This is a genomic window from Bacillus sp. B-jedd, from assembly GCF_000821085.1.
In the GTDB taxonomy this organism is placed as follows: Bacteria; Bacillota; Bacilli; order Bacillales; family Cytobacillaceae; genus Bacillus_D.
Genome location: NZ_CCXR01000001.1, coordinates 432,345 through 458,779 on the forward strand (window position 1 = coordinate 432,345; position 26,435 = coordinate 458,779).

General features: G+C 47.0%; 29 protein-coding genes and 1 riboswitch. Of the genes, 16 read left to right on the forward strand and 13 right to left on the reverse strand.

Features of this window, described 5'->3' with window-relative positions:
• Positions 1–371: 371 nt before the first annotated feature.
• Complete coding sequence (locus BN1002_RS02110) at positions 372–1,106, forward strand: CBS domain-containing protein (RefSeq protein ID WP_048823401.1); 735 nt, start codon at positions 372–374, stop codon at positions 1,104–1,106.
• 51 nt (positions 1,107–1,157) lie between these two features.
• Here the strand turns inward: BN1002_RS02110 and BN1002_RS02115 are convergent, their stop codons facing one another.
• Positions 1,158–1,574: a DUF1360 domain-containing protein gene (locus tag BN1002_RS02115; RefSeq protein ID WP_048823402.1), complete on the reverse strand. Its 417-nt coding sequence runs from the start codon at positions 1,572–1,574 to the stop codon at positions 1,158–1,160.
• A gap of 159 nt (positions 1,575–1,733) precedes the next feature.
• Between BN1002_RS02115 and safA the strand changes: the two genes are divergently transcribed.
• From safA to BN1002_RS02145, 6 genes are all read left to right on the forward strand, one after another.
• Positions 1,734–2,345, forward strand: a complete 612-nt coding sequence (safA, locus tag BN1002_RS02120; protein WP_048823403.1) for a SafA/ExsA family spore coat assembly protein — start codon at positions 1,734–1,736, stop codon at positions 2,343–2,345.
• Between the two features lie 167 nt (positions 2,346–2,512).
• Positions 2,513–2,869 (forward strand): lmo0954 family membrane protein, encoded by a 357-nt coding sequence (locus BN1002_RS02125; protein ID WP_048823404.1) that lies wholly within the window; start codon positions 2,513–2,515, stop codon positions 2,867–2,869.
• 21 nt (positions 2,870–2,890) lie between these two features.
• Entirely contained in the window at positions 2,891–3,535 is a 645-nt protein-coding gene (locus BN1002_RS02130) for a PspA/IM30 family protein (protein WP_048823405.1), read from the forward strand.
• Positions 3,536–3,662: 127 nt separating this feature from the next.
• Positions 3,663–4,397 carry a cell wall-active antibiotics response protein LiaF gene (liaF, locus tag BN1002_RS02135; RefSeq protein ID WP_048823406.1) on the forward strand — a complete coding sequence of 245 codons (735 nt, stop codon included), beginning with the start codon at positions 3,663–3,665 and terminating at the stop codon, positions 4,395–4,397.
• Positions 4,394–5,440 carry a sensor histidine kinase gene (locus tag BN1002_RS02140; RefSeq protein WP_048823407.1) on the forward strand — a complete coding sequence of 349 codons (1,047 nt, stop codon included), beginning with the start codon at positions 4,394–4,396 and terminating at the stop codon, positions 5,438–5,440. Before liaF ends, BN1002_RS02140 begins: the two co-directional genes overlap by 4 nt.
• Complete coding sequence (locus tag BN1002_RS02145) at positions 5,433–6,065, forward strand: response regulator transcription factor (RefSeq protein ID WP_048823408.1); 633 nt, start codon at positions 5,433–5,435, stop codon at positions 6,063–6,065. The genes BN1002_RS02140 and BN1002_RS02145 overlap by 8 nt, the downstream gene beginning before the upstream one ends.
• 121 nt (positions 6,066–6,186) lie before the next feature.
• Here the strand turns inward: BN1002_RS02145 and BN1002_RS02150 are convergent, their stop codons facing one another.
• Both BN1002_RS02150 and BN1002_RS02155 read right to left on the reverse strand, forming a co-directional pair.
• Positions 6,187–6,906 carry a TrkA C-terminal domain-containing protein gene (locus BN1002_RS02150; protein WP_048823409.1) on the reverse strand — a complete coding sequence of 240 codons (720 nt, stop codon included), beginning with the start codon at positions 6,904–6,906 and terminating at the stop codon, positions 6,187–6,189.
• 68 nt (positions 6,907–6,974) lie between these two features.
• On the reverse strand, positions 6,975–7,238 hold the full coding sequence (locus BN1002_RS02155) for a hypothetical protein (protein WP_048823410.1): 264 nt from the start codon (positions 7,236–7,238) through the stop codon (positions 6,975–6,977).
• A 189-nt stretch (positions 7,239–7,427) separates the two neighbouring features.
• Here BN1002_RS02155 and BN1002_RS02160 point away from each other — a divergent pair, with 189 nt between their 5' ends.
• Positions 7,428–8,405: a magnesium transporter CorA family protein gene (locus tag BN1002_RS02160; RefSeq protein ID WP_082036077.1), complete on the forward strand. Its 978-nt coding sequence runs from the start codon at positions 7,428–7,430 to the stop codon at positions 8,403–8,405.
• A 45-nt stretch (positions 8,406–8,450) separates the two neighbouring features.
• Here BN1002_RS02160 and BN1002_RS02165 read toward each other — a convergent pair whose 3' ends face one another.
• From BN1002_RS02165 to BN1002_RS02185, 5 genes are all read right to left on the reverse strand, one after another.
• Positions 8,451–9,086 (reverse strand): Bax inhibitor-1/YccA family protein, encoded by a 636-nt coding sequence (locus BN1002_RS02165; RefSeq protein WP_048823411.1) that lies wholly within the window; start codon positions 9,084–9,086, stop codon positions 8,451–8,453.
• Between the two features lie 82 nt (positions 9,087–9,168).
• Positions 9,169–9,573, reverse strand: a complete 405-nt coding sequence (gene mscL, locus BN1002_RS02170; RefSeq protein ID WP_048823412.1) for a large conductance mechanosensitive channel protein MscL — start codon at positions 9,571–9,573, stop codon at positions 9,169–9,171.
• A 769-nt stretch (positions 9,574–10,342) separates the two neighbouring features.
• Complete coding sequence (locus BN1002_RS02175) at positions 10,343–11,575, reverse strand: aminopeptidase (protein WP_048823413.1); 1,233 nt, start codon at positions 11,573–11,575, stop codon at positions 10,343–10,345.
• A 1,053-nt stretch (positions 11,576–12,628) separates the two neighbouring features.
• Entirely contained in the window at positions 12,629–14,215 is a 1,587-nt protein-coding gene (locus BN1002_RS02180) for a M20/M25/M40 family metallo-hydrolase (RefSeq protein WP_048823414.1), read from the reverse strand.
• Positions 14,216–14,229: 14 nt separating this feature from the next.
• Complete coding sequence (locus BN1002_RS02185; protein WP_048823415.1) at positions 14,230–15,498, reverse strand: MDR family MFS transporter; 1,269 nt, start codon at positions 15,496–15,498, stop codon at positions 14,230–14,232.
• 131 nt (positions 15,499–15,629) lie between these two features.
• Here BN1002_RS02185 and BN1002_RS02190 point away from each other — a divergent pair, with 131 nt between their 5' ends.
• From BN1002_RS02190 to BN1002_RS02205, 4 genes are all read left to right on the forward strand, one after another.
• Entirely contained in the window at positions 15,630–15,995 is a 366-nt protein-coding gene (locus BN1002_RS02190) for a YkvA family protein (protein WP_048823416.1), read from the forward strand.
• Between the two features lie 107 nt (positions 15,996–16,102).
• On the forward strand, positions 16,103–16,381 hold the full coding sequence (locus BN1002_RS02195) for a hypothetical protein (protein ID WP_048823417.1): 279 nt from the start codon (positions 16,103–16,105) through the stop codon (positions 16,379–16,381).
• A gap of 145 nt (positions 16,382–16,526) precedes the next feature.
• The gene (locus tag BN1002_RS02200) at positions 16,527–16,832 is read left to right on the forward strand and encodes a hypothetical protein (protein WP_048823418.1); all 306 of its coding nucleotides are present in this window, start codon (positions 16,527–16,529) and stop codon (positions 16,830–16,832) included.
• Between the two features lie 41 nt (positions 16,833–16,873).
• Positions 16,874–17,269 carry a VOC family protein gene (locus BN1002_RS02205; protein WP_048823419.1) on the forward strand — a complete coding sequence of 132 codons (396 nt, stop codon included), beginning with the start codon at positions 16,874–16,876 and terminating at the stop codon, positions 17,267–17,269.
• A gap of 214 nt (positions 17,270–17,483) precedes the next feature.
• Here the strand turns inward: BN1002_RS02205 and BN1002_RS02210 are convergent, their stop codons facing one another.
• Entirely contained in the window at positions 17,484–19,571 is a 2,088-nt protein-coding gene (locus BN1002_RS02210; protein WP_048827676.1) for a DNA topoisomerase III, read from the reverse strand.
• Positions 19,572–19,805: 234 nt separating this feature from the next.
• Positions 19,806–21,047: a TolB family protein gene (locus BN1002_RS02215; RefSeq protein ID WP_048823420.1), complete on the reverse strand. Its 1,242-nt coding sequence runs from the start codon at positions 21,045–21,047 to the stop codon at positions 19,806–19,808.
• Between the two features lie 296 nt (positions 21,048–21,343).
• Here BN1002_RS02215 and hutH point away from each other — a divergent pair, with 296 nt between their 5' ends.
• Complete coding sequence (gene hutH, locus BN1002_RS02220; RefSeq protein WP_048823421.1) at positions 21,344–22,861, forward strand: histidine ammonia-lyase; 1,518 nt, start codon at positions 21,344–21,346, stop codon at positions 22,859–22,861.
• 456 nt (positions 22,862–23,317) lie between these two features.
• Here hutH and BN1002_RS23970 read toward each other — a convergent pair whose 3' ends face one another.
• Positions 23,318–23,491 carry a hypothetical protein gene (locus BN1002_RS23970; RefSeq protein ID WP_197072725.1) on the reverse strand — a complete coding sequence of 58 codons (174 nt, stop codon included), beginning with the start codon at positions 23,489–23,491 and terminating at the stop codon, positions 23,318–23,320.
• A 239-nt stretch (positions 23,492–23,730) separates the two neighbouring features.
• Here BN1002_RS23970 and BN1002_RS02225 point away from each other — a divergent pair, with 239 nt between their 5' ends.
• The gene (locus tag BN1002_RS02225; RefSeq protein WP_048823422.1) at positions 23,731–24,105 is read left to right on the forward strand and encodes a DnaJ family domain-containing protein; all 375 of its coding nucleotides are present in this window, start codon (positions 23,731–23,733) and stop codon (positions 24,103–24,105) included.
• Between the two features lie 28 nt (positions 24,106–24,133).
• Here BN1002_RS02225 and BN1002_RS23540 read toward each other — a convergent pair whose 3' ends face one another.
• Positions 24,134–24,295: a hypothetical protein gene (locus BN1002_RS23540; protein WP_156129691.1), complete on the reverse strand. Its 162-nt coding sequence runs from the start codon at positions 24,293–24,295 to the stop codon at positions 24,134–24,136.
• Between the two features lie 623 nt (positions 24,296–24,918).
• Positions 24,919–25,011: riboswitch (cyclic di-GMP riboswitch) on the forward strand.
• A gap of 29 nt (positions 25,012–25,040) precedes the next feature.
• Here BN1002_RS23540 and BN1002_RS23125 point away from each other — a divergent pair.
• Entirely contained in the window at positions 25,041–25,190 is a 150-nt protein-coding gene (locus BN1002_RS23125; protein WP_082036079.1) for an anti-repressor SinI family protein, read from the forward strand.
• Between the two features lie 43 nt (positions 25,191–25,233).
• Here BN1002_RS23125 and BN1002_RS02230 read toward each other — a convergent pair whose 3' ends face one another.
• Positions 25,234–25,566, reverse strand: coding sequence for a helix-turn-helix domain-containing protein (locus tag BN1002_RS02230; RefSeq protein ID WP_048823423.1), 333 nt, complete (start codon positions 25,564–25,566; stop codon positions 25,234–25,236).
• A gap of 197 nt (positions 25,567–25,763) precedes the next feature.
• Between BN1002_RS02230 and BN1002_RS02235 the strand changes: the two genes are divergently transcribed.
• Positions 25,764–26,282, forward strand: a complete 519-nt coding sequence (locus tag BN1002_RS02235) for a type 1 glutamine amidotransferase domain-containing protein (protein ID WP_048823424.1) — start codon at positions 25,764–25,766, stop codon at positions 26,280–26,282.
• Positions 26,283–26,435 lie beyond the last annotated feature (153 nt).

The following is a 26,435-nucleotide window of genomic DNA, read 5'->3' on the forward strand; positions in this document are numbered from 1 at the left end:
CCCCTGGAATTGGATAATAGACTATTGGAATTGGATAATAGACTATTGGAATTGGATAATAAACCTCGGGAATTGGATAATAAACCAGTGGAATTGGATAATAAACCTCTAGAATTGGATAATAAACCTTTCGAACTCGTGGATACGCTCTGACAATTGGCGCATTCCCCGGTTGAATTGGCGCATAAACCCCATGAACTGACGCATAAGCCAGTCAGAATGGGCGCATAAACCTCGTGAACTGACGCATAACCCGTTTTAACCGACGCATTCCCCAGTCAGAATGGCGCGCATTTTGCTCATTATGTTTCAATTCCGCCTCAACTTTGGTAAATAAACAATAGAAGCCAAAAAATTCAAGGAGGCAGCCAATGGCCGATCAACAAAAAGAGATCAAACGACAAAGGGAGAGGTCGGAACGCTTTGAGGTGGCGTTCAACCAAATCCATACTGAATTAAAAAAACTCGAACGGAACGCGGACACTGACCAGTTCCTCGAGCTTCTTCATAAAGTGAAAAACAGGCATGCGCCGATTCGCCGCTATTTCGATGATTTGAAAAGCTACGCGCGGCTCCGGAACGCGCTTGTCCATGAGAAAAGCAGAAAGAATTTTTATATCGCCGAGCCTCATCCTGAGGTTGTTGAGCAAATAGAGAGCATCGCTGAATTTCTTCAGGTACCACCGTCAATCCTGACTGTGGCTTCCAAACCAGTGAAGACATTCGATGCGGATGAAGAGGTGAAGGTTGCACTGGAGGAGATGGAGGGCCATGAATTTACCCAGTATCCGATTTACGAGGATGGCCACTTTAAGTTTTTGATGACAGAAAGCGGGCTGAGAAGATATTTTGCCAGCAGACTTGAAGGGTCGAAAATTGACCTCGCTGGGCAAAAGCTCCGGGATGTCCAGAAGCACGAAAAAACGAATACGGTGAAAATCGTTTCCAAAGAAATGAATATATTTGAATTGCAGGACCTGTATGACTCGCGCTCGGAGGAAGAGAACAAGCTGGAGGCGGTCATCATAACGGATAACGGATCATTTAAGGAAAAGCCGATTGGGATTGTATCTTCGTGGGATTTAATTAAAATGGATACGGATTAATCTATTTCGAACTGCATCATAAAAAAACTCGCCAACCGGCGAGTTTTTTCGTTACCCTTTCGGATTTTCTTTTGGAGGGTCGGCGGCAGGAGCTTTATTTTCATGCTCTTTCGCGGAATAGTAGGCGACCTTTTTAATGTTGACCCCAACGAAGGTTTCAATGACGGACTGGCCGCCGGCAATGGCAAGTATCAGCGCGAGAACAAGGAACGGTTTTGGGAAAAGGAGATAGCCTCCCCCGAGGAATATCGCGCTCCAGACGCCAGCGCACCAGTAGCAGTTGAGCAGGTAGCCGAATAAGTTCTTTGGAACGTCCTTCATCTCGCTCCCGTGAGAGGTTTCTACTTTTTTCTTTTTCATGAACGGTTTGCGGATGAATTCCGTAATTTTGTCAAAAACAATCAGATGGGTCAGGCGATAGCTCGCCAAAATAAGAAGAATTAGTTCCAGCCAAGACAGGTTTTCCATAAAGCGCCTCCTACAGAGCATTCGTTTGTGAATATTACCAAGCCAGGGAAATGGTTCCCTTTATCTGTTTTCCCGCCAGCAAAAAGAATAACCATGAATCGCTTTGTTCCCGGTATATTTTTGCGCAAAAAACACAATCTATCCCGAGGAGGCGATAATATGAAAAAAGGGTTCATGTTACTTATGCTGATGGTACTGACTTTCATCGTGGCGCCGGTCGTTTCGCATGCGCAGACTGTCCATACGGTCATACGCGGTGACACACTCTGGAAGATTTCCGTCCGTTATCAGGTAGGCTTATCGGAAATCATCAGAGCAAACCCGCAATTCAAAAATCCGAATTTAATTTATCCCGGGCAAAAAGTGACCATTCCAACTGTGGGTGCCAAAAGCGTGGAGCAGCAGGTGATTAGTTTGACGAACCAGGAGCGGGCCAAGTATGGGCTCAAGCCGCTGACGCATGATTGGGAGCTTTCGAGAGTGGCGAGGTATAAGTCAGTGGATATGAGGGACAAGGGTTATTTCTCACACACAAGCCCTACATATGGTTCTCCATTCACGATGATGAAAAATTTCGGGATTGCTTACAGGTCGGCTGGTGAAAACATCGCGGCCGGACAGACAAGCGCCGCCGAAGTGGTCCGCGCCTGGATGAATTCACCCGGCCACAGGGCGAATATCTTGAACCAGGGCTATACCCGGATTGGCGTCGGCTATGCCGCCGGTGGTTCGCAGCGCCACTACTGGACGCAAATGTTCATTTCGAAGTAGCAATTCTTTTCAGCATCCGTTCATCATGAACGGGTGCTTTCTTTTTGCAAAAACAGTCAGTCCCGCCCTCTCTCGGTCCCAGGTCCTAGATGAAAATCTGTCTGAAGCACGTTATGGAAAAACCGCGCCACAGGTAAGATAGAGACATGAAAGGAGAGGAAACGAACATGAAAAAATTTGGTTTACTCTTGGCGGGAGGAATCGCCGCAATGGTTCTGTTATCCACTATCGGCCCGATTGCAGGAATGGTGATCAGCCTGGCGATCCTGTACTTTGTGATGAAGCAGTTCCTCAAAACAACTTCTACTGGCGCGAGAGTAGGGCTAGCCCTTATTGGCCTGATTGTCCTGGCTTCCGTGGCGAGCAATGCGCCGGCTTTATTGGGCGTCGCGGCAGCATATGTCCTGTACCTCGTGTACAAAAAGTGGAATGAAACAAAGTATGCTGAACCAGTCAAAGAAACAAGCAGCGATCCGTTTGTGAATTTTGAAAGGCAATGGGACGACTTGCATAAAAACTATTAAGGTAAGGGAGAGACAAATAAAATGGCGAATTTATTTACAAAACTAAAAGATACCATTATGGCGGATTTGAACGAAGTGCTGGACAAAAAGGAAAGAAACAACCCGATTGGGATGCTGAATGAATATTTGCGCCAATGTGAAAAGGAAACGGAAAAGGTAGCTAAGCTCGTGGAGCGGCAGCATGCATTGAAGGAAGAATTCACCCGCGAATACCGCCAGGCGAAAGAGATGGCCGAAAAGCGGAAGCATCAGGCAGATATTGCTGCTAAAGCGGGCGAGTCGGCATTACAGGAGTTCGCTGAAAGGGAGCATCTGCATTTCGCAGACCGTGCCATCCGGCTTGAAAGCGCGATGGAACAGGCAGCCCGCCAGTTGGATGAACTGGAAGCACGTTACGAGGAAATGAAGCACAAGCTGAAGGATATGAAAATCCGCAGGCTTGAGTTGATGGGCCGCGAAAACATGAGCAGGGCAAACCATCAGATCAATCAGGTTGTGGAAGCCGGGGAAATGAAGTCCGCAGACCGTTTCAGGGAAATCGAAAGCTACCTCGATAATATTGAAAACGAAGTGAATACCTCTTATATCCGGAACACAATCGATTCGCGCATCGCACAGCTTGAAAAAGACCTGAATAATCAGGAAAGCCGGCAAGACGCGCAATAAAAGGGGTGCGGGCCGAAACTTACGGCCCGCATTTCATTCCAGAAACTAAAGACAACAATTGTCCCAAATGCTATTCTAAAGAGGACAGAAAAAATTAGAACTTAAGGCTTTACGGGGAGGAAGAAGGATGGACAGAAAAATGACAGGAGATTATATGGGCTGGCTGGTTTTCGGCGGCGGAATCATTCTCCTTTTGGAGCTGGCTTTTTTCAATAGCGGCCTGATCTTTTCCCTCTTCCTTTCAGGGGCCATGATTTATATCGGACGGAAGAAATCGCCTGCCAAGTTCGGAAGATTCCTTTTCTGGGCGGGAATTGTCATCCTGGGCGCTAGCTTGTTGAATATGATGGCTCTAAAGCTTATTTTGATCGGGATGCTGGCTCTTTTTTTCATACAATTCATCCAGGCGAAAAAGTCCCCAAAACGTATTGCGCCGACGATTCAGATTTCGGAAAACGAAGGGCAAGCTGCCGAGATGGTACGGACAAAGCCGCTTTTTGATAATATTCTGTTCGGCCAGCAAAAAACCCCCGAACAGGTATATGAATGGAATGATATCAATATTCAGGCAGGCCTTGGCGATACGGTCGTTGATTTAAGCTACACCCTTTTTCCGAAGGGGGAAACGGTTATTTTCATCAGGAACTTTGTCGGGAATATCCAGATTCTTGTTCCATATGAATTAGAAGTGAGCATCAATCACTCCGTTGTCGCAGGTTCGACCACCGTCTTTGGCCATGAGGAGTCTAAGGTCTTCAACCAGGTTTTCCAACTGAAAACAGCTGATTATGACCAATCGGTCCAGAAGGTAAAGATTTTCACTTCACTGATTGTCGGGAACCTCGAGGTGAGCCGGATATGAGTGCGATTCAACGGCAGGTGCTGTGGAGCCTCGGGTTCGCGTTTCTTGTAGCAGCCATCAGTTCGGCGGCGTTTTTTGTTGTTTTTCCGCTTGGCGAATGGTCAGCCCTCTGGAAAAGAGAATTAATGGGCATTCCTTTCATTATTTTTATCCCTGCGTCGAGTGGGGCATTTGGAATTTTGTTTGGCTTGATTTCGGGCATGTACTGGAAAACCCAGCTTAATCTAATCGACCAGTCTCTTCGGCAGATTGAGGATGGCCATCAGGCGGAGCTTAAAGAAAACTGCTCGCTTTTTGAAATGAAGCAAATTGATGAGCGATTCCGCAAGCTGAATTGGCAGCTGTCAGAAAAAGCGAAGCTATCGCAGCGGCTTGCGACTGAAAAGGCCGAGGACCAGGAAATAAGGATTCAGGAAATCATCTCGCAGGAACGGAACCGGCTTGCGCGCGAGTTGCATGATTCTGTGAGCCAGCAGCTCTTCGCCGCTTCCATGCTCATGTCGGCCATCACAGAAGTGAAGGAAGATGATGAAGGCGCTGAAGCCAAGCAGCTGAAGCTTGTGGAAGGGATGATCCACCAGTCGCAAATTGAAATGCGGGCGCTTCTCCTTCATCTACGGCCGGCGGCTCTGAAAGGCAAATCGCTGCAGGAAGGGATTGCCGACCTTCTCGGCGAGCTTGCCCAAAAGGTGACAATTGAAATTCAGTGGAAGGCCGAGGATTTTGCCATGGATAAGGGGGTCGAGGACCATTTGTTCCGTATTCTCCAGGAATCAGTTTCGAATACCCTCCGCCATGCAAAAGCAAGTTCACTGGAAGTACTGCTCATTAAAAGGGATGGGCTGATTATCCTACGGGTGGCCGATGACGGAGTCGGGTTTAACGAAGAGGATAGGAAGGCGGGCGCCTATGGTCTGCAAAACATGCATGAGCGGGCCCTTGAAATTGGCGGCACAATGAAAATTGTCTCGGTAAAAAATAAAGGGACGCGGCTTGAAGTGAAGATTCCGGCTGTGTCGAACGGGGATGGGGAAAATGATTAAAGTCGTGTTTGTCGATGATCATGAAATGGTGCGGATTGGAGTATCTTCGTACTTGTCAGCACAGCCGGATATCGAAGTGGTCGGCGAGGCCGACAATGGAAAGCGCGGTGTGGAGCTGGCACTTGAACTCAGGCCCGACATTATCCTGATGGACCTTGTGATGAAGGAAATGGACGGGATAGAAGCAACCCGCCAAATCATCGAACAATGGCCCGAGGCAAAAGTCATTATTGTCACAAGTTTTCTTGATGACGAAAAAGTGTACCCCGCCCTTGAAGCTGGTGCCACGAGCTATATGCTGAAAACCTCGAAGGCAAGTGAAATTGCCAACGCCGTCCGTGCTACATACCAGGGCCAGTCGATTTTGGAACCTGAGGTTACTGGCAAAATGATGCTGAAAATGCGCCAGAAAAAAGAGCTCCTTCCTCATGAGGAGCTGACTGAACGGGAAATGGAAATCCTGTTATTAATGACGGAGGGCAAAACCAATCAGGAAATAGCCGATGAGTTGTTCATTGCGCTGAAAACGGTCAAAACCCACGTCAGCAACATCCTTTCAAAGCTTCAGGTCCAGGACCGGACTCAGGCCGTCATTTATGCGTTTAAGCATAATGTGGCAAAGTAAGGTTTCATAAAGTTGAAATAGGAAAGAGACTAGTCATTTCGGGGATCGCTGCTCAGAAAAACTAGTCTTTATTTTTTTATTGATGAAGGTTTGGCAAAAGCAGGCTGCATTCCGAATCTATTCATAAAGGCGTATTATTTTTCGCTTCCGCTTTTTCTTCAAGCTTTTCCTTATGCGCTTCAATTTCACTCGCGAATTTTCTCTGCAGACAATCTTTATCCCCATAAAGGTAAATCATGTCGCCTTCCCGGATTTTCTCGTCATGGCGTTCGTGGCGAATCATGACCTCGCCCCGCATGATAAATAGAACATTGATATCTTCCTCGGTCTTGATCACGTCCTTTATGGTTTTGCCGATTAAGCCTGACTCTTCATGGACATGGATTTCCATAAAGTCGTCTTCATCATTTTGCAAAAGGACATCTTTGATTGGCAGCTCTTCCAGCTTGTAACTCTTCTCCATCTCTTGGTGCAGCTTTTTCTTGAGCTTCTTATGCATGAAGGGCAGCTTTAAAATCAGCAGAAGCAGAAGGAGGATGCCGGCAATAATACCGACTTCCTGGATGTGAAAGTTCTTCTGCAAAATGCCGCTGATTGCCGAGATGATAACGGCGAGGGAGAATGCGCCGAATAAAATCAGAAAAGCTCCTAGGCGACGTCTGATTGGATGGGTGATGATGAGTTCTGATTCCCCGGTTGTAAAACCGGTATTCGTAAGCATTGAAATGACTTGAAAACGGGCGACCGGTTTTTCAAGGCCTGTCAATTCAACGATATTTGTACATAGCTCAATGACGAGCAGGATGATTCCGATATAGATTAAGATAAATAAATAGCCCATCCTTAAATTCCTCCATATCTAGCAGAAAAAGGGTCCAAAAAACAAAAAGCCTAAAGGAAACGAGTCCTTTAGGCGTTATCTTGCTCATTCTTGTTGTAGTAGTGGACACCGTATTGCGACCCTTCGCTGACCATTTTGTTGTCATCAAGGTCCATCGGGTCCGACAGGCCGGCTTTTGCGACAACAGGTTCATTACTGTTTTTCCCGATTGGGAGTTTGTTTGCGACTGTATCGACCATTCCTCTTAAATCCTCTTTGGACGGCTTCCATGCATACCATAGCAATGCTCCAATGCCGACACCTGCAAGTAAATAGCGTGTATTGTCCTTCATTCTCAACTCAACTCCTTAAAGGATTTTCTCTCTCTGAAGTATTCTTTATATTACCCCGTCGACCTTGTACAAAAACATGACTGAGATAAAATACATTAGACTTATCCTTAATCGCTGTTTGCTTAATGACCTTGTTTAGCCATACGAAGTTTTGAAATAGGTACATTTGGGGATGTTTAAGATAACAGTATGAATAGAACGGACGGGAAGTGGCAGGACATGAACCATATTTTCAAAAACGGCGCATGGGAGTGGCATGAATTTTTACCTGGGGAGGAAGAGGGTTTAAATAAGCTCGCTCTGGAAAAAGCGTCTTACAATATTAGCGGCTGGATAAAAAAGTCAGCGGAGATGAATACAAATAGTATTGTCATTGATACCTTTTACAAAGGAGCGGAATGGATTGCCGGTTCCCTTGTCTTTAAACAGGATCTTTCGGAAAAAGAAGATAACCATGTATTCCACTTTTTCCTTGCGGAGAAATTCATGGTAACCAGCGGACTTGATTTTTCAGTACTAGGAGAAAGGGATTATAATCTGATGAGGGTCCAGATGGGGAATTGCGACAACGCGCTTGAAGGGTTTTCCGTCCTTCTCGGTGAGATCACTACAAGCAGCCTGATTGAAATCGACCCGTTCGAAGTCAGGCTTAATGACCTGTTCTGGAAGGTAAAAAAAGAAAACAGCATCGGCATCCTCGAGGAGGTTTACCAATGCCGCCACGAGCTTCTAGTCCTGAAGCATTTAATGATTCCCTTGAAGGAAATTAAGATTGCCATGGAAGAAGCCTTTGCTGAAAAGGCGTCCGGGAAGGCGGAATACAAACGGACTTGCCTGAAGATTGAGCGTGGCTTCAATGTCATCAATGAATATCAGGCGGAAATTGATACGTTGATTAAGCTTGAAGAAGTCGTTTCTTCGCACCGCGGAAACGAGATTATGAAAACATTGACCGTACTGACGACACTGTTTACACCGATCACCGCCCTTGGAGCCTTATGGGGCATGAACTTCCGGAATATGCCGGAGCTCGAATGGAAATATGGCTATGTATTCGCACTCGCCCTGACTGCCATTTCAACATTGGTGCTGTACATTGTTCTTAGAAAGAAAGGCTGGTCTGGGGATATTTTGCGCGGGAAGAAACGGAATTCGTTCTTTAAATAGTGAAAGGCAGGCCCGGGGGGATGGGCCTGCCTTCTTCTATGGTGATTAATCGTCGCTGCCAAGGATTCCGAAGATCCGGAGCAGGCTGACGAACAGGTTGACGAAGTCGAGATACAGGTTAAGCGCCATGAGAGGAACTTCCTCGGCTGTGACGCCGTAATGCTTCATGCGGTTAAAGTCATATAAGATATAGCCGCTGAACACAAGAACGCCGATGAACGAAAAGGCAAGCATACCTGTCGAGCTAAGCTGGAAGAACATATTGAAAATCGAAATCGCAATCATAGCAAGCAGGGAAGCCATCAGCATCCCGCCGAGCCATGAGAAATTACGCTTTGTTTTCGTCGCGTAAACACCAATTCCGGCAAAAACTACCGTCGACGTTCCAAGGGCAAGCAGGACAATGCTGCCGCCGGCCTGGGAAGCATAGTGGCTGACAATCGGGTAAGTGGTTATCCCGGAAATAAACGTAAAAGCATACAGAAATGTATAGGAAATCGACCGTTTCCTGCGGATCAGGAAGGCGAAGAGGAGCATGCCCACTTCGAGAATGACGAGTGGCAGGAATAAAGCCGGTGGAACGTAGGTGCCCGCCATCGCGCCAAGCATCGCGAAAGCAATCGACATGGCGAATGTCCTCATCACGGACGGTAAATAGTCAGTGCTTGTTTGTGCATACATGAATGATTTCACCTCAGAAAATTTTTGATAGTGTTTTTACGAAATTAAAGCTGAAAGGTTTCATTTTTTTTGCAAAATAATTTTAGTTTTCTTCCCTGATTTCCTCACCCTTTGCTGCCTGTGCTTTCAAAAGATCCCTGATTTCGGTGAGCAGTTCTTCGGATTTATCCAGTTTTATTTCCGCCTTTGCCTCTTCCTCTTTATTGCGGAAATGGTTGATCACTCTTATGAATAAAAAGATGGAGAAGGCGGTAATGAGGAAGTTGGTAATGGATTGAAGGAAGACGCCGTATTTGATTTTCGCCCCTCCAAATTTAATCATTAACCCGGTAAAGTCAATGCCACCCATCAGCAGGCCGATGAGCGGCATCATAATGTCTTCTACAAGGGAAGTGACGATTTTGCCAAAAGCCGCCCCGACAATCACCCCGACAGCAAGATCCATGACATTCCCCTTCATTGCAAATTTCTTAAAATCGTTAAGCATGTTCAAAATCCCCCGTAATAAATGATATGACTTACTTTAACAAGTATCCGGCGGATTGTCATTGATTTGTTTATTCCAGGGGAAGAACAGGAGTTGCCATGAGGTGCTTCGGGCGAAGCTAGAAAGGGGGCTTAGAGCCCGAACGCCAGTTGCCAGGGAGTGCTTCGGGCGGTAAAGGGGGACTTAGAGCCCGAGCGCCTATTGTTGGGAGGTGCTTCGGTCAGTAAAGAAAGACTTAGAGCCCGGGCGTCAGTTGCAGTGAGTGCTTCGGGCTGTAAAGGGGGACTTAGAGCCCGAAGAGTGGCGGTTGTGGGTTCCTCCGGGTTCTAAAATACAATTTAGAACGCGAACAGCAGCGGGCGAGAGGACCTTCGCGTTCTAAAGGACGATTTAGAACGCAAACAGCGGTGTGCGAAAAATCTTTCGCGTTCTAAAGGACGATTTAGAACGCGAACAGCAGTGAGCGAGAGGACCTTCGCGTTCTAAAGGACGATTTAGAACGCGAACAGCAGTGAGCGAGAGTTCCTTCGCGTTCTAAAGGACGATTTAGAACGCGAACAACAGTGAGCGAGAGGTCTTTCGCGTTCTAAAGGACAATTTAGAACGTGAACAGCAGCGGGCGAAAGGTCTTTCGCGTTCTAAAGTCGTTAATGTTTATATTACTCTGGGAATTCCATCGCTTAAGGAATTTTTTTATAAAATTAATGACCGATAAACAAAAACAAGCAGGCGGTAAAGTATGCCGCCTGCTTGTTTCAATAAGAAATATTTAAATTGCCCAGTTGCCCGCGCGGAACACTGGGACGGACTGGCCGTCTTCGGTGATGCCGTCGATATCCATTTCGGCTGAACCAATCATGAAGTCGACGTGAGTGAGGCTTTCGTTCAAGCCGGCCTCAGCCAGTTGTTCGGAGTTCATCTTTTTTCCACCTTCAATACAGAACGCATACGCGCTGCCGATGGCGAGATGGTTTGACGCATTTTCATCAAATAGCGTGTTGAAGAACAATACATTTGATTGGGAAATCGGCGAATCGTATGGGACGAGAGCCACTTCTCCAAGATAATGCGAGCCTTCGTCGGTTTCCACTAGCCTTTTCAAAATTTCCTCGCCCTGCTCGGCTTTTACATCGACAATCTTCCCATTCTGGAAAGTGATGCTGAAGTTGTCGATGATGTTGCCGCCGTAGCTGAGCGGCTTCGTGCTGGCAACAACGCCGTTTACGCCTGTCTTCAATGGCACAGTGAAGACTTCTTCTGTCGGCATGTTGGCCATGAATTCAACGCCTTGTTCATTGATGCTTCCTGCACCGACCCAAAGATGCGTTTTTGGAAGCTCGATAGTCAAGTCGGTTCCAGGTGCCTTGTAATGAAGGAACTTAAAGTGTTTTTCATTCAGGACGCGCACCTTTTCGTGTAAGGTTTCGTCATGCTGTTTCCAGGCAAGGACAGGATCCTCGCTGTCGACACGGACCGCCGTGAAGATTGCGTCCCAAAGCTTTTCAACCTGCTCGGATTCAGGCGCATCCGGGAATACTTTCGCTGCCCAATCAGGGGAAGCGGCCGCGATGACTGTCCAGCTGACCTTGTCTGACTGAATCATCCTTCGGTAATTGGCTAGAGCTGTGCCAGCTGCCTTCTGGAAGTTGGAAATGCGCTGTGGCTGGATGCCTTTCAGAAGATCGGGGCTTGAAGAAACGATTGACATGAAAGCCGCGCCGTTTTCGGCAAGATCCTCGATTTCCTTTGCACGCCATTTCGGATATTCATTGAACGATTCCTCAGGAGCAAGCTCGTATTTCAGGCGGGATACCGTGTCGTCCGTCCAATTGACAACAACATTATATGCGCCTGCTTCGTATGCCTTTTTCGTCGCAGCCCTCACAAAATCCACCGCATCTAGGGTGGCGTTCATAACCAGTGTCTGGCCCGGCTGCACGTTAACGCCAACCTTGACCGCAAGCTCTGCGTACTTTTCCAACCGTGTTTGAAAATCACTCATCGTATGTACCTCTCTTCCTATTTCGTCTTCCTCAGTTTAGCGCTTTTTTGGAAAAAAAAGAAATAAAAACACACTGAAGTTTCTGAAAATGTTTTTAAGTTGAGCTGCGGTCGATGAGGGGAGTTCTATTCGACTGTAACTTCATCAAAATCGAGCTGTGGTCGATAAGAGGAGTTCTATTCGACCGTAGCTTCGAAAAAATAGGGCTGCAGTCGATAAGAGGAGTTCTATTCGACCGTAGCTTCGAAAAAATAGGACTGCGGTCGATAAGAGGAATTCTATTCGACTTTAACTCCGGAAAAAAAGAGCTGCGGTCGATAAGATGAGTTCTATTCGACCGTAGCATCGTAAAAATCGAGCTGCGGTCGATAAGATGAGTTCTATTCGACCGTAGCATCGGAAAAATGGAGCTGCGGTCGATAAGAGGAGTTCTATTCGACCGTAGCATCGGAAAAATGGAGCTGCGGTCGATAAGAGGAGTTCTATTCGACTGTAGCATCGGAAAAATGGAGCTGCGGTCGATAAGTGGAGTTCTATTCGACCGTAGCATCGGAAAAATAGGACTGCGGTCGATAAGAGGAGTTCTATTCGACCCTAGCTTCAAAAAAATAGAACTGCGGTCGATAAGATGATTCCTATTCGACTGTAGCATCTGAAAAATGGAGCTGCGGTCGATAAGATGAGTTCTATTCGATCGTAGCTTTGGAAAAATCGAGCCACGGTCGTTAACAGAATTTCTATTCGACCGTTGCCGAGAGAATGTTGCAAAACAAAAACAGCAGGCGCGTGCCTACTGCTCAACATCGTTATAAAGCTTAATATTTAGGTATATGCCCCAGGAAAACAGCGATGCGAAAGCGATGATTCCCGATAGCGTAGTAGGGGACATCCAATCCATCATTTCCACCTTCCCAACGTGGTAAAGTATCTGTTAAAAAAAGTATACGCCTGTTTTTTCTATTATTCAATAAAAGTTCATTAATTATTCAAACTTTTATATTGACAAAAAACGCAAGCCCGATAAAGGAGGGCCTGCGTTTAAGAAATTCATAATTATGAAATTTTGAAAGTATGCTGGACGAGCTTTTCAAGCAAGTCCGGCAAGGTCCCGAAGGAAAACTCGAGTTCAAGCCGCTCCGTTTTCTGATGCGGGTCAGCACCATAAGGGCCAAGGTTGAACACTGGCATATCGAGCTCTTTAATTAAATCGAACGGGATGGTGTACCCGTTGTTGTAAAGAGGCATGTTGCCGGCGAGCAGCCTGGCATCCATTTCCGAAGTAGCGGAGGTCGCGTAACTTAAATCGCACAGTCCCTGGAAGAACTTCCTTTCCTGGATTTCACTGTTTTCACTTTTGACAAAAGCGGCCAGGGATTGAACGAGTTCTGAATTCCTGGATGAAACAGCCGGGTAGAAGGGAGGGCTGAAATAGAACACGATGAACGGCTTCTTTTCAATAAAAGAAGCAAACTGCTGGACGATTTTCAGGCTTTTGCCACGCTCGTCCTCTTCAGTGGCGGCAAGGAGCGTTGTTGAAATAAGTTCTTCCGCCTGTTCCGCACCAATTGATTTCACAGCTTCGGCATAAAGCTCTTCCCATGTGTAAACATCAATCGTAAACGGAAGCCCTTTTACCCCGGCCAGCTCCGCCTTTTCCCGGTAGTGCTCGAGAGCCTTGTCTGCAGCTCTGCGGGCAGCAGCGAGGATTCCCTCCGCCAGTTCGCCGGGCGATTTCTCCATGAACAAAAGATTGTACATCGACACCGCCGCAGTCGGCGTCTGGACATTATAGAATTCCTTTAAATCTCTCATCATCAGATTGGTGAGCGCCGCGGTCTGTTCCCCGCCGATCGTTTCGGAAAACTCACTGTTCAATTCTAATTCCATTGTGAGCGCCGCCGCCATCAGCGAGGCATTCAGGCCGGCGAACGGTTCCCCGACGTGTGTTTCCTGGCCGGCAAAATAAAAGCTGGGCATCATTTTGCCAATCGTCCCGGTGTACATGTATTTATTTGTATCGTGGGGATGCTCCTTGAAGGACGGCTCGGTGTTCAGGCAGAGGACATACTCAAGTCCCATTTCCTCCTTCAGATGGAGGATTTCTTCAATCGCCTTCAGCATCCCTTTGGAACTCACTTCTTCATCGGAAACAGTAATAAAGAGAAGATTTCCGTCAATTTCCCCTTGAGCTGCTCGTTCCAGTAAAGACATCTGCGCGACAATCCCGGCTTTCATATCCATCGCGCCGCGGCCGAACACCCAGTCACCGGACTGGAATTCTTCACGGAATGTCTCGGGCAAAAGCTCAGGGTCCTCGTGATAAATCTCAGTCAGCTTTTCCACATTGAAGGCATATTCCTTCAGCTGGCCATAATCCTCAACGCCGACAACATCGAAATGGCTGATCATGACAATCGTTTTCTTTGTCCCTTGCTTTTCGATGAACGCTCTCAGGTAAGCTCCGTCAGGTGAATGATATACATTTATATGGTCGGGATGATCCTGAAAGTAAGGGAGGTTTTTCAATTCAAGCGCAAGCAAATCCGGAAAAATGGTTTCCGACTCTGTCCCGCTTACACTCGGAATCCCGACGAGCCGGGATAATACATCCAATAATTGCTGTTTTGACTGCCAAATCATCACAACGTCCCCCTCTAAGCCGAAGCCTCTTTTTGTTTATCATAACTCCTAAAGGTCATCCAGTAAAAGCCCGCACTTAACAGTGACAGCAGGCAAAGCGTAATAAATGTCCAGTCATAGCCGATCCATTCCGTCAGCGGGATCGACAGCGGCGCAATTGTCCGGCCGATTGTATAGCGAAGGCTCGCCGCGGCGAAATACTGCCCGCGGAGATGCTCCGGCGCGAGCTTGGAAACGAAGCCTTGCTGGATGCCCGCCGATGCCAGTTCCCCGAGCGTGAAAACCATCATCGCAAAAATAAGACCCCAAATCCAGGCGGTCTGCCCGAACATGATAATCGAGATGGCATATAAAATCGCCGATGCCATGAACACATTTCGCTCATTGAAACGGTTCATCCATCTCGTTACAACGACCGTAAACAGGGCGACCAAGAGGCCGTTTTCCGATAAAATAATCCCGAAAGCCTGCTCACCATCGACCCTAAACGTCCAATCCCCGAAGCTGAGCATCGTTTGATTTTGGACGAACTCCTTCATATAAACAGGGAACAGCAAATCAAGCTGCATGAACGTCTGCGAAAGAAGGATGCCGGCAATGATGAATAACAGGAACGTCCGGTCCCTCATGATGACACCGTAATCCTTGAACTGAGTTTGCAGAGCGTGATACCATTTGCCGACCGGTCCTGCCGAAATGGACATTTGCACAGGCAGCGTTTCCCGCGTCCATTTTGCGAGAATGAAAGAAAGAAGAAGGCCAATCAAGCCTGACACAAGCAAAACCTCGAACGGATACTTGACGAAAAAAATCGCTCCAAGAATTGGCCCGACGACAACAGAAATATTGATTGATGTATAAAAGATAGCGAAAACGTTGCTCCGGTCCTTTTCCGGCACGAGGTCGGCGACCATCGCCTGGCTCGCTGGCCAATAGAATGAACCGAAAACCCCCGCAAGCGTGAAACAGGTAAAGCCAAGCACAGGCGAGTCAAGCCATGGCGACTGCGCGATTCCGAATACGAGAAATGACAGCCCCTGGCCGGCAGCCGACAGGACCATCATCCGTTTCCGCCCGAACCGGTCCGCGCAATAACCGCCCAGCAAGTTCGCGGCAACCGAGAAAACCTGCGAGAAAATGAGTAGCAGCCCTGCCTTGCTTTTCCCGAATTCCCCGGCAAAATAAATCGTTAAAAACGGAAAGAACATCCAAAACATTGTATTCATCAAGGCTTCAGCGGCAAGCCTCACCCTTAAATTCGTATCCCAATCCCTAAGCCTCATCATAAATCTCCATTTCTATAAAAATACAGCTAAGCAATGCCACTATCATACTATTTGGAAGGAAGGGTTTTCAAGATTGCCAGTGGGCCTTATTGTGCAATAAAGTAAGAATAAAGAGGGAGACGATCGAGATGCAAAGACTGAAACTATGGGCAAAAAAACTTAAAAAGCACATCATGATCCTTTATTTCGCAGTTAAAGATCCGCGAACCCCTTGGTATGCCAAAGGTTTTGCGGCGCTGGTAGCAGCCTATGCACTTAGCCCGATCGACCTGATTCCTGACTTTATTCCGGTCCTCGGCTATTTGGATGATGTAATTCTGTTGCCGATTGGTATTTGGTTCGCCCTGAAACTTATCCCAGCAGAGGTACGCCTGGATGCCGCCTCAAAAGCGGATAATGCCGAAAAGCCAGTCAGTAAAGCGGGCGCAGTGTTCATCATCATACTCTGGATTATTGGGATCGCCGCCCTTGCCGCTCTAATATTGAACCGATAAACTTACATGGACAAAGCACCATTTTTCAAAAAAGCAGGGGTTTGTCCATGCAAAATCTCCTCCTTTTCATATGTTGAATTATCGACATGAAAAGGGGGTGAAACAATATGGCAAGAATCAAAAAATCCCAAGCTCCACAACAACCTCCTCAAACCCAGTGTCCTGAGGGCTGCTGTACAGGCGATGAAATCCTGTGTATTTCCATTCCTTGTCCGATTTCCATCGTCCTACTTGGCCTGGACCTCCAACTGGAGCTTCCATGTATCCGCCTTAGCACAGTAAACGGCCTCACTGCAGGACAGACACAGCAAATTCTTGGCGTCCTCGCCAACCTGCTCGGCGCACTCGGAAGCATTTCCGCGGCAGAAGCAGCGGACGAACAATAAGGGAAGTACCCGATGCAAATTGGGACAAGCTCCCAATGGAGAGCTTAACGTTTGAACGTTAAGCTCTTTATTTTTGAAAAGGAATTGCTAAAAGTGTAAAATTACACTATATTTAAACTGTTCGACGAGTTTAGGAGGGATGCGGATGGACAAGTTCTCAAAATATATACTTCTATCAATTTTTACCGGCGCATTAGGCCTGGTGATTACCTTGAATATTGAAGAGTGGATGCGCTGGGATGGGCAAGTAAATAAAGTGTTGCTGGTTTTGGGAGCGGCTGTGTCATTGCTATTTATTCTATCTTCCTTGTATAGTCTCCGCAGGGCGTATTTGTCAGGGCGGAAAAACAAAGTCCGAGCCATCGTTTCAACCGCTGCCGCCCTTTTACCGATTTGTACTCTAATCCTCAATGCAGCTGTAATATGGGTTTGGTTTTTTAAAGATATTTAGAAAGTTTTTTCGCAAAATTACACGATATTGGAGGGGATACTTTGTCGCAAGGCCTGATTCATCACATAGAAATATATGTTTCGGATTTAAAGAAAACAAAAGAGTTTTGGGGCTGGTTTTTGGAAGAGCTGGGCTATGAAGCGTTTCAGGAGTGGGAAAGCGGGATAAGCTGGCGGCTAGGGCCGACATACATAGTATTTGTTCAGACTGAGGAAAGGTTTCTGGACATTCCTTACCATCGCTGCCGGACTGGTTTGAATCATTTGGCGTTTCACGCCAGTTCGCGTGAGCAAGTTGATGAGATGACGAGCAAATTAAAAGAAAGAGGAGTGAACATCCTTTATTCCGATAAACATCCTTTCGCAGGAGGGGATGAGTATTATGCGGTTTTCTTCGAAGACCCTGACAGAATTAAAGTGGAATTAGTCGCTCCATAGTAAAAAGGCAGAGGCACCAAATTGGATTGGTGCTTCTGCCTATGATAGAAATTTAGCTTTTATTGGCGCCTTTTGGAAGGATTTTTCCTCGCAAAAGTCACCAAGAAGGTCTGTTGGTGCCTTTTCAGAAGATTGTTCTCCCAAAAAGTCGCCAAGAAGGTCCATTGGGCCTTTCTAGAAGTCTTCTCCCAATAAGGCGCCAATCCATTCAATTTTACTCGTCCTTCTCCAGCGCTTTCTTCAGTAAATCGCCAAGGCTCGTGCCGAAATCTTCTTTCTGGGAGTACTTCTGGACGAGCTGTTTTTCCTCGCGCTTATTGACTGCTTTTTTCCGCTCTTCCGCTTTTTCCACCACATTGCATCGGCGGCATTGGAAGTAGGCGCCAGCTTTGCCTGTGTGAAACTCCATTTTCTTATGGCACTGCGGGCAGCGCCGGTTCGACAGCTTTGGATCCTTCCGTTTCCGGTAGGAGCAGTCGAGGCTTGAACAGACTAGGATTCTGCCGTCCTTTGTATTTCTTTCCTTCAGGAACGAGCCGCACTCTGGACATTTGGAGCCGGTCAAGTTCGGCGGGCGGTACGCCTTTTCGCTCGTCTTGATTTCAGACACCAGCCGCTTCGTCTGCTCACGGATTTTTTTGCCAAAGGCTTTCGGATCTCCTTTTCCTTTCGAAATCCTCTCAAGCTCTTCTTCCCATTTCGCAGTCAGTTCGGGCGATTTCAAGTCATCGTTTACAAGCTCAATCAGCTGCTTGCCTTTTTGCGTAGGATGGAAGCGGCCATTCTGGCGTTCAACAACTTCCGTTTCGACAATCCGCTCGATGATTTCCGCGCGTGTCGCCGGCGTGCCGAGGCCGAATTTTTCCATCTGGCCAAGGATGTCTGATTCAGAATAACGGGACGGGGGCTCGGTCCACTTCTGGTTAATATTTGCTGCGCTAACGGTCAACTGCTGCCCTTGCTTAAGTGCTGCGACAGCAGGCTTTAAGGAAACGGATTCGTCCCGGCCGTCGACCTTTTTGAAACCTGGCTCAATCGTCACTGTTTCCCTCGTTGTAAATGTTTCGCCGGCGGCGTCCACTTCAAATAACACAGTTTCATATTCATATGCCGGGTAGAATAGCGTCAGGAAGCGGCGGACAATCAGGTCGTAAATTTTGCGTTCATCGGATTCTAGTTCAGACAGGTTCGGCCGTTCTTCTGTTGGAATGATCGCATGGTGGTCGGTCACTTTTGTGTTATTGAATACCCGCTTGGCCAACACCTGGCTTTTGCCCAAAACAGGCCTCGCCTCTTCCTTATACGCCCCGGCAATCGCGCCGAGTCGGTCGGCCATCGTCGCCTCCATGTCAGTTGTCAGGTAACGCGAATCCGTCCTAGGATAGGTGACGAGTTTATATTGCTCATATAGCCTTTGCATCGTATTCAACGTCTTTTTCGCAGAAAAACCGAAGCGCTTGTTGGCGTCCCGCTGCAACTCAGTCAAATCGTACGGCAAAGGCTGTGGCTCGGACTTCTTTTTTCGCTCGATTTTTGTAACCGATGCTTTTGCCACTTTAACCTTGCCGGCTATTTCCTCGGCTTTTGCCCTTTCAAAAAGACGCTTTTCGCCATTCTTCTCCCATTCAAGCGAAAGCGGTCCGGCTGAAGCGGAAATTGTCCAATACTCTTTCGGCTGGAACTTCTGGATCTGTTCCTCGCGTTCCAACACCATCGCCAAAGTCGGCGTCTGGACACGGCCGGCGGATAGGGGATCCTGGTATTTCGTTGTCAGTGCGCGGGTGACATTCAAGCCGATCAGCCAGTCAGCTTCTGCTCGGCAAACAGCTGAATCATACAGACTTTCGAACTGGGAACCCGGCTTCAGCTGGCGGAATCCATCCTTAATCGCTTTGTCCGTCTGGGAAGAAATCCACAGCCGCTTGATTGGTTTTCTCCAATTGATTTTCTCAAGAATCCAGCGGGCGACAAGTTCACCTTCACGCCCCGCGTCCGTCGCGATAATGATCTCGCCAACATCCTTCCGCTTGGCAAGATTTTCGATCGCCTTGAATTGGTGGCTCGTCTGTTTCATGACTTTAATGCCCATTTTATCCGGGATAATCGGCAAGTCTTCAAGATTCCAATTCTTGAACTTTGTATCGTAATGCTCAGGCATTTTCAACTCGACCAGATGGCCAAGCGCCCAAGTGACAATATATTTATCGCCTTCAATATAGCTTTTTGAACTTTGCCTGCAGCCAAGCACCCGGGCAATTTCCCGCCCGACACTCGGTTTCTCGGCAAGTACCAATGATTTCACAGCATTCAATCCTTTCCCTCAAGCTGCTTTTTGCTGTTTTGCAAAATAAGCACCTACTTTAGCCTTTTACAAGTATACCGGAAAACCAAGGATTTTTGTAATCAGGCGGCCGGAGGGAAGCATGATATCAGTGGAATTTTAGATTGCTGCTGTGCACTCGGTGTAGGAGTAACGTTTAGTGCATTTTGAATCCGTTTCTTATATCTAGTAAAACCAATCTCGTTTCGTGAACGCCTATTTTGCAAAAAAGACAATCGATTCGACATTCCTGATTAGCGGCTTGGCTTCGCTGCCGTCCGGTTTTGCCAGCCAAACGGTCCTGTTAAGGTCAATGATCGATTTCCCTCTAAGCCATGCAATCCTGTCAATTGATTTTACATATTGGGGAGAATAGTCCCCCAATCCTTTCGGGGGGTTACTCATTCTTTTCTGCTTATTCATTGAGATTTCAATGGTATATAGAGATGGGAGTGGCTGCTTGCTGAAGTCGTTTGTCCATTCCTGTTCCTTAAGCCGGGAGACAACGAGTGAGTTGTCTGAAATCCAGTCAAAATAGAAGTCAGCATAATTCGGCGGCGTTAGTGTCCCTGACGCGGGCATTTCTTTGACCTTTACATCCTTATTCTTAAATCCGAATACAATTCTGCCCCCGCCCGCTATGTAGGCGAGTGTATCGGAGGAAGGTGCCCATTTCGGTTCGCTGACATCAAGAATGACTTCGTCGAGCACTTCAAAACTTTTTCCATTGCTGCCGATCACGCAAGCCATATTGCTGTCCATCGACCACGAGGCGGTGGGGGAAACAATGAAAGAAATCCACTTCCCACTGGGGGAGTAGGTCAGTTTCTCGGCATTCACAGCAATTAGCTTGTTTTCTTTTGTTGTTCCAATTTCCCTGGGCAACGTAAAAAATGGTTCGACACCGCCAAATAGTGGAACCTTGCTGTACTGGTCATCGACTCTTTTCGTAAATAAAGTAGCGCTCCACCAGCCATCCGGACGCAGTGTACCGGGCGCCGAAAGAAGGAAGCCCTTCCCATTCGGAAACCAGGCGAAATCGCCGACCCCTGTGGCAATGTTAAAAAAACCATCCAGGTCCGAAATATCCAAAATGCCCTGTGCGTTAAAGGCAACAACATTTTTGTGTGGCGCCCAGGCAGGAGAATAGCCGTCATGAAAAAGTTTTTTCTTTTCGCCAGTTGCAACGGTATAAACCCAGACCTCCGATTGCTCTTCATCTTTCGTAAACTGGGAAGGAACGCTCAGTTGATACACAAGCATTTTGCCGTCACTGGACCACTTTGGCTTCCAATTGATTCTGCCGGCTGAACTTATCTGTTTTTCCTGCCCATTACTGTAAAGCCAAAGGTTGCCGTCTCGGATAAACGCCGCCATCATTGGTTGCCTGGGTGCAGCAGAACCAATGGACGGGTAAATCAGAAATATGGCTAAAACCAGTAGGAATATCTTCTTCATCTAAACCACTCCTTTACATTCCGTATTTGTAACATCTTCCTTGAGGAAACTTTTATGTAAAGTGTTGGAGAGCTTTTTTGCAAAATAAAAAACATGTCTATTAATTCCTCCATTGACACCCTGTCAGTCCAAAGCATACAATGAAGGTAATTATCGTTATTTTCTGATAAACGAGAGTGATTATAATGAAAATAAAACATTGCGCAGGCATATACAGAAGGCTGGACTCCAAATCTTAACCGGTTTGGGAGTCCAGCCTTTTTCTTTATCCTGCTAAATTGGTAGAGGTGAGAATGATGATTACATTAACTGGAAACACATTGACGCTGGCGGAGGTAAAAGAGGTCCTTTATAACGGCACTTACGTGAGCGCTTCAAAGGAAAGTATGGAAAAAGTGGTGAGGAGCAGACAGGCCGTTGAAAGGATTGTTGACGAGAAAAAGGTTGTATACGGAATCAACACCGGTTTCGGCAAATTCAGTGACGTCCTCATTGATGCGGAGAATGTCCGCGACCTGCAGCTGAATCTGATTCGTTCGCACGCATGCGGGATTGGCGAGCCGTTCCCGGAGATTGTTTCGAAAGCGATGGTGCTGCTAAGGGCGAACGCTCTGCTGAAAGGATTCTCCGGTGTCCGTCCTGTCGTCATCGAGCGGCTGATGGATTTGGTCAACACCGATATCATCCCAGTCATCCCGCAACAAGGTTCGCTTGGCGCAAGCGGCGACCTCGCGCCATTGTCCCATCTTGCACTCGTGCTGATTGGGGAAGGGGAAGTGTTCTACAAGGGGCAGCGCATGGAAGCGGCCGCGGCACTCCACCAGGAAGGGATTTTGCCAATCACTCTTGAAGCAAAAGAGGGGCTGGCCCTTATTAACGGAACGCAGGCAATGACGGCGATGGGGGCGGTCGGCTATCTCGAAGCGGAACAGCTCGCCTTCCAAAGTGAACTGATTGCGAGCCTGACAATCGAGGGCTTGACCGGAATCATCGATGCGTTCGCTGATGAAATCCACCAGGCCAGGGGATATGCGCAGCAAATCGAAACTGCCGCCCGGATCCGGAATTACTTAAGGGACAGCCAGCTGACAACCTCACAGGGTGAACTTCGCGTCCAGGATGCCTATAGCATTCGCTGCATTCCGCAGGTGCACGGTGCATCTTGGCAGGCGCTCGATTATGTGCGCGAAAAGCTTGAAATCGAGCTGAACGCGGCGACCGACAACCCGCTAATTTTCCATGACGGCGAGATGATCGTATCCGGCGGGAACTTCCATGGCCAGCCGATCGCATTTGCGATGGATTTCATGAAAATCGCCGTGGCGGAGCTCGCCAATATTTCCGAGCGCCGTATCGAGCGGCTCGTCAACCCGCAGCTCAATGACCTGCCGCCGTTCTTGAGCCCACAACCTGGTTTGCAATCCGGCGCGATGATCATGCAGTATGCTGCCGCTTCACTCGTATCTGAGAACAAAACACTTGCCCATCCAGCGAGCGTCGATTCCATTCCATCCTCCGCCAACCAGGAGGACCATGTTTCAATGGGAACTATCGCCGCGCGCCACGCCTGGCAAATTGTCCAAAATGTGCGGAGGGTGCTGGCAATTGAACTAATTTGCGCCCTGCAGGCAGCCGAGTTCCGCGGAAAGGAAAAGCTCGCATCCGCGACCCGTCAGCTTTTTGAAGAAGCGAGGAACATCGTGCCAAGCATCACCCACGACCGCATTTTCTCGAAAGATATCGAAGCCGCGGCAAAGTGGCTGAAAGAAATGGAACTAGCAGCAATCGCCTTGCCGAAAGAAGAGCAAGTTTAATTTTGCAAAAGAAAAAGCGGTTCGCCATACTTGATGGCTGAACCGCTTTTCTTCTTTAGTAAATCGAATTGGATAATAAACCTTGGAAATTGGATAATACACCTTGGAATTTGGATAATAAACTTTCCAAAGTGGATAATAAACTCCCCGAATTGGATAACAAACTCCTCAAATTGGATAATAAACCTGCGAATCGCGCATAACCCTCGTGATCTGGAGCATAACCCCTGGGAATTGGCGCATATACCTCGGGATCCGGCGCATAACCCTCGGAATCTGGCGCATAACCTTCGGGATTCGGCGCATAACCCTCGGAATGTGGCTCATAACCCTCGGGATTTAGCGCATAAATCCGGGATTTGGCGCATAACCCCTGGAATCCGGCGCATATACCTCGAGAACCGGCGCATAAACCTCAGGATTCGCTATAAACCCGCCTCATTAATCCACCAAACCTCAGTGGAACCGATTCCCGTCCCCGCGCTCAACCCGGTTTTTAAATGCTTCCCTGACAACGAGGAATTCCTCATCGCCAATTGCTTCCTTTGTATGCTTTTCGGTTAAGCTATCCTTTGGAAATTCACCTGGATGGCCTTTCTTTTTATGGTCAAAATTTTTCCCGCGGCTCATATTCGCACCCCTTTCGGCAAAATCATGCAATGTTTCTAGTTTGGCCGAAATGGCGGTTGATTATGAACACATAAAGATGAAGGAACGAAATTAAAAAGTGACTATTTTGCACAAATTGCGAATCGATTCTAAAAACGGTGGATATTTCACTATGGAAAACAGTTTCATACGATGGAAATAGAAGTAAATGGTATAATTAAAAAGAAGAACTAGACTTGCCTTATAAAGGAGGAACTGGAATGGACTATTTTCAGATTATTTCCGAAGATCGTATTAAAAAGGCATATAAGGATGGGGAATTCACGAATTTGCCAGGGTACGGAAAACCGCTGCCGCCTGATGAACTGGCGAATCTCCCTGAGGAAATCCGGATGGCTTACCGGATTCTGAAAAACGGCGGCTATACTGAGGAAGCAACAAAGCTTCGCCAGGAAATCGTTTCGATTGAAAACGTGATCGCTGAAAGTACCGACGATGCGGAGCTTGCTGACATGCGAAAAAAACTGAACCAAAAGCTGCTCCGTTACAACAGCATCATGTCTAAGCGCGGGGCCAAGACCAATTCCTCCGTTTTTAAAAATTACGGCCAAAAAGTAATCAAAAAACTGACATAAAAAAGGGCTGGCTCTGCCGGCCGGTCCCCTAATCTTTAACAGTCTTCTCTTGTGCATTACTCCCGCATTCGGCGGCAGGCCCCTCTTCAGTCTCGGCAACCGCCGGACTGCACAACCGGTCTAGCCAAAATCCGAAGAAAATCATAAAAGCAATTGGAATCGTATAATTTAAAATATGAACAGCCGTCAACCGAAACCCTCCTCCATAGTGGAATGGGATTTTGCAATATTAATATGGTATTAATAGTATATGCAAAATCGACTGAATATTCAATCTAAAGCCGGATAAACTTTACACAAATTAGGAAGTATGGTGATAGAAGAGGAAGGCACCGAGCCTCCTGCGGGATTTAGCGGTAAGATGGAGAGACAACTGGCGACAAGCGCCTAGGACGTTCACCTGGCGACCCGCTGAAAAGCGAAAGTTCTGAAGGGCAAATCAGCGAAGATTCACCTTGTAAAGAAAGTCTCTAGTTCAATTTATAATTAAAAAGCTATATTCTTCCTCAAACCAACTATTATTTCAATATATTTCCCAACTTTTCTACAGACCAATCGACAAAATCCCTAATAAAAAGTGGAGGAAAAGGTCTAGAAAATTGATTATTTTTATATTAGTAGAATATTCAGAAATTAACTTGTAGTTTTTTGTATGTAATTGGAAAAATAAAGTTTGGTTTTCGATTTCATTTCAGACAAAAACCAACACCCTACCACTAAAGAACTATCTATAATAGTCCTATAGCTACTACTTAAGTATTGTGTCCATGGTAAATAAAGAAAAGACATCCTGAACTTGCTTAAGTAACATAATACAGAAAAAGGCAAACCTCCTGAAAGGGAGGGACGCAAAGCTTCAGGTCTAAAGCAGGGAGTAATCGATGCGATGACGGCTGGGCTGCCTGGAATACGAATCGTATTTTAGGGGTGAGATAGTGGCAATTGCTGAAAGAAGCTGTGAGAACTTGGATCAGGAATGGATGGCGCTTATCATGGAGGCGAAAGAGATAGGGTTGGGTACAGACCTTGTAAGAGAATTTTTGAAAAAGAATGACCAGCCAGCATTGCAAATAATAGCAAAATAAAAAACAATCCGGCGGGAACTCCTGCCGGATTACTTTTTTAAATCTACTTTTCATCGTTCGTCTGATTCAACCGCCATCTATTAAATTCAAGAAACTCCTTGAATTGATCCTTAGACACTCCGGACTCCATGGCTTCTTTCACAAGATTAAGCCAATCGCTGTCCAATTCATTCTCATCTGCCGCATCATGAATAAGATGGTCAATCGGAACATTCAGCACGGCAGAAATTTTCTCAAGGAATTGAATGGACGGATTTCGCTGCAAATTCCGCTCCAGTGAACTAATATAAGATTTCGCGACCCCAGCCTGCTCAGCCAACTCTGAGAGCGACATCTTCCTTTCCAAACGCAACTTTTTAACGCGGTCACCGATCATGATCCTTCACACACCTTGGTTTATATATCTTTCATTAATGATAACAAATAGAACATAAAAGTACCATACCAACAAATTAATTAACCGAAATATCACACAATTCAACCTGTGGCTTTAGTCATAGTTTTATTTGCCGTCCAGGGGGGAATGAGATAAACGGATGATAAATCGATAACCTTATAAAGGAGCTGCTGAAAATGGCAAAGAAAATCGCATGCCTGATTACTTCCATGTTCGAGGACTCCGAATTCACCGATCCTGCAAAAGCCTTCGTTGAAGCGGGCCACGAAGTCCTGACAATCGGACCCGAAAAAGGGAAGGAAATTGAAGGGAAACAGGGAGAAGCCACCATCACAATCGACTACAGCATTGATGAAGTAAACCCGAAACAGTATGAAGCTTTATTTTTGCCAGGGGGATTCTCGCCTGATATCCTCCGTGCTGATGACCGATTCGTGGAATTCTCGAAACATTTCATGGATGAAAAAAAGCCCGTCTTCGCCATCTGCCACGGCCCACAACTGCTTATCACAGCCAAATCACTCGACGGCCGCAATGTCACCGGCTACAAATCCATTAAAGTCGACCTTGAAAACGCGGGTGCCACATATAAAGATGAAGAAGTCGTCGTCTGCGGCGACCAGCTCGTCACAAGCCGCACTCCCGACGACATCCCAGCTTTTATCCGCGAATCCACTAATCTCCTTGAGGCTTAAGAGCCCCCGGGCAAAATGAACCAAGCCAGAGGCTGTTACCGGCAACCGTCCGACACAGCCTTTTTGCTGTTCACGAAAGGCATCTATCCTAGCTCATGGATAACCGGATAAATAGCAAAACCGTCCGAAAAAAAGCATTCCTGCCCGCCGGAA

What these genes read in the sequence shown, in the direction of transcription:
- BN1002_RS02110 (WP_048823401.1), top strand. Translation starts at nt 372, where the DNA reads ATGGCCGATCAACAAAAAGAGATCAAACGACAAAGGGAGAGGTCGGAA.
- BN1002_RS02115 (WP_048823402.1), bottom strand. Translation starts at nt 1,574, where the DNA reads ATGGAAAACCTGTCTTGGCTGGAACTAATTCTTCTTATTTTGGCGAGC.
- safA (WP_048823403.1), top strand. Translation starts at nt 1,734, where the DNA reads ATGAAAAAAGGGTTCATGTTACTTATGCTGATGGTACTGACTTTCATC.
- BN1002_RS02125 (WP_048823404.1), top strand. Translation starts at nt 2,513, where the DNA reads ATGAAAAAATTTGGTTTACTCTTGGCGGGAGGAATCGCCGCAATGGTT.
- BN1002_RS02130 (WP_048823405.1), top strand. Translation starts at nt 2,891, where the DNA reads ATGGCGAATTTATTTACAAAACTAAAAGATACCATTATGGCGGATTTG.
- liaF (WP_048823406.1), top strand. Translation starts at nt 3,663, where the DNA reads ATGGACAGAAAAATGACAGGAGATTATATGGGCTGGCTGGTTTTCGGC.
- BN1002_RS02140 (WP_048823407.1), top strand. Translation starts at nt 4,394, where the DNA reads ATGAGTGCGATTCAACGGCAGGTGCTGTGGAGCCTCGGGTTCGCGTTT.
- BN1002_RS02145 (WP_048823408.1), top strand. Translation starts at nt 5,433, where the DNA reads ATGATTAAAGTCGTGTTTGTCGATGATCATGAAATGGTGCGGATTGGA.
- BN1002_RS02150 (WP_048823409.1), bottom strand. Translation starts at nt 6,906, where the DNA reads ATGGGCTATTTATTTATCTTAATCTATATCGGAATCATCCTGCTCGTC.
- BN1002_RS02155 (WP_048823410.1), bottom strand. Translation starts at nt 7,238, where the DNA reads ATGAAGGACAATACACGCTATTTACTTGCAGGTGTCGGCATTGGAGCA.
- BN1002_RS02160 (WP_082036077.1), top strand. Translation starts at nt 7,428, where the DNA reads ATGAATAGAACGGACGGGAAGTGGCAGGACATGAACCATATTTTCAAA.
- BN1002_RS02165 (WP_048823411.1), bottom strand. Translation starts at nt 9,086, where the DNA reads ATGTATGCACAAACAAGCACTGACTATTTACCGTCCGTGATGAGGACA.
- mscL (WP_048823412.1), bottom strand. Translation starts at nt 9,573, where the DNA reads ATGCTTAACGATTTTAAGAAATTTGCAATGAAGGGGAATGTCATGGAT.
- BN1002_RS02175 (WP_048823413.1), bottom strand. Translation starts at nt 11,575, where the DNA reads ATGAGTGATTTTCAAACACGGTTGGAAAAGTACGCAGAGCTTGCGGTC.
- BN1002_RS02180 (WP_048823414.1), bottom strand. Translation starts at nt 14,215, where the DNA reads ATGATTTGGCAGTCAAAACAGCAATTATTGGATGTATTATCCCGGCTC.
- BN1002_RS02185 (WP_048823415.1), bottom strand. Translation starts at nt 15,498, where the DNA reads ATGAGGCTTAGGGATTGGGATACGAATTTAAGGGTGAGGCTTGCCGCT.
- BN1002_RS02190 (WP_048823416.1), top strand. Translation starts at nt 15,630, where the DNA reads ATGCAAAGACTGAAACTATGGGCAAAAAAACTTAAAAAGCACATCATG.
- BN1002_RS02195 (WP_048823417.1), top strand. Translation starts at nt 16,103, where the DNA reads ATGGCAAGAATCAAAAAATCCCAAGCTCCACAACAACCTCCTCAAACC.
- BN1002_RS02200 (WP_048823418.1), top strand. Translation starts at nt 16,527, where the DNA reads ATGGACAAGTTCTCAAAATATATACTTCTATCAATTTTTACCGGCGCA.
- BN1002_RS02215 (WP_048823420.1), bottom strand. Translation starts at nt 21,047, where the DNA reads ATGAAGAAGATATTCCTACTGGTTTTAGCCATATTTCTGATTTACCCG.
- hutH (WP_048823421.1), top strand. Translation starts at nt 21,344, where the DNA reads ATGATTACATTAACTGGAAACACATTGACGCTGGCGGAGGTAAAAGAG.
- BN1002_RS23970 (WP_197072725.1), bottom strand. Translation starts at nt 23,491, where the DNA reads ATGAGCCGCGGGAAAAATTTTGACCATAAAAAGAAAGGCCATCCAGGT.
- BN1002_RS02225 (WP_048823422.1), top strand. Translation starts at nt 23,731, where the DNA reads ATGGACTATTTTCAGATTATTTCCGAAGATCGTATTAAAAAGGCATAT.
- BN1002_RS02230 (WP_048823423.1), bottom strand. Translation starts at nt 25,566, where the DNA reads ATGATCGGTGACCGCGTTAAAAAGTTGCGTTTGGAAAGGAAGATGTCG.
- BN1002_RS02235 (WP_048823424.1), top strand. Translation starts at nt 25,764, where the DNA reads ATGGCAAAGAAAATCGCATGCCTGATTACTTCCATGTTCGAGGACTCC.